General features: G+C 68.9%; 1 protein-coding gene. It reads left to right on the top strand.

Annotation, left to right across the window (positions count from 1 at the left end):
• Nucleotides 1-204: 204 nt before the first annotated feature.
• The gene (locus tag KBY47_RS36130; protein WP_210928867.1) at nucleotides 205-1,407 is read left to right on the top strand and encodes an IS110 family transposase; all 1,203 of its coding nucleotides are present in this window, start codon (nucleotides 205-207) and stop codon (nucleotides 1,405-1,407) included.
• The last annotated feature ends 18 nt before the right edge of the window (nucleotides 1,408-1,425 follow it).

Genomic DNA, 1,425 nt, shown 5'->3' with positions numbered 1-1,425 from the left:
TCCCTAAGAATGTGAGGCGGTCCGGGAGGACCGGGTGTGGCTGATGGTGGTCTGCCGCTTGTGGCTCGGAAGGAATGGCCGCCCGGTCCTCCGGGACGCTCCGACTGCTGATTGAGAACTGCGGTCATCGCTGGTTAGGGACCTGTCGGCGGAGTGTTCTTCGGGCCACGAAGGTGCTGGTCACGGTGGAACGGAGCTTCGGGGTTGAGCACGCGGCAGGGGCGGATATGGGTCGGCATCGACGCCGGCAAGGGACATCACTGGGCGGTGGCGGTCGACGCTGACGGCGAGACGGTGTTCTCGACGAAGGTGATCAACGACGAGGCCCAGATCCTCACCCTCATCGACACCACCCGCGAGCGGGCCGACGAGGTGCGGTGGGCAGTGGACATCTCCGGTCGCGCCTCGACACTGCTGCTGGCCCTGCTGGTCGCGCACGGCCAGCAGGTCGTCTACGTGCCTGGCCGGACGGTCAACCGCATGTCCGGTGCTTACCGGGGTGAGGGCAAGACCGACGCGAGAGACGCACTGGTCATCGCCGACCAGGCCCGCATGCGCCGGGACTTCGCCCCGCTCGACACACCGCCGGAACTGGTCACCACACTGCGGGTGCTGACCAACTACCGGGCCGACCTGATCGCCGACCGGGTAAGGCTGATCAACCGGCTCCGCGACCTTCTGGTGGGTATCTGTCCCGCCCTGGAGCGGGCCTTCGACTACTCCGCAGCCAAGGGTCCGGTGGTCATGCTGACCGAGTACCAGACTCCGGCCGCCCTGCGCCGGATCGGCGTCAAGCGGCTGACGGCCTGGCTGGAACGCCGCAAGGTCCGCGGCGCCGCCGGTGTCGCGGCCAAGGCCGTGGAGGCGGCCCAGTCCCAGCAGATCGCACTGCCCGGCGAGAAGCGGGCCGCGAAGCTGGTCTGCGACCTCGCCCACCAGCTGCTGGCCCTGGACGAGCGGATCAAGGACAACGACCGGGAGATCCGCGAGACCTTCCACACCGACGACCGCGCCGAGATCCTCGAGTCCATGCCCGGCATGGGCCCGATCCTGGGAGCCGAGTTCGTCGCCATCGTCGGCGACCTGTCCGGCTACAAGGACGCCGGCCGCCTGGCCTCCCACGCGGGCCTGGCCCCGGTCGCCCGGGACTCCGGCCGCCGCACCGGCAACTACCACCGGCCCAAACGCTACAACCGGCGCCTGCGGCACATCCTCTACCTGTCCGCCCAGACCGCGATGATGCGGCCCGGCCCGTCCAGGGACTACTACCTGAAGAAGCGGGCCGAGGGACTGCTGCACACCCAGGCTCTGCTGTCGCTTGCCCGTCGCCGGGTCGACGTGCTGTGGGCGATGCTGCGTGACAAGAGGCTGTTCACCTCCGCCCCGCCGCTCACGCAGACGGCTTGACACGATCATTGAGATTCC

This window comes from Streptomyces sp. B93, assembly GCF_018070565.1.
Lineage (GTDB): Bacteria > Actinomycetota > Actinomycetes > Streptomycetales > Streptomycetaceae > Streptomyces.
Note: the sequence above shows the minus strand (reverse complement) of the source record. Positions and strands in the feature narration are given on the sequence as shown.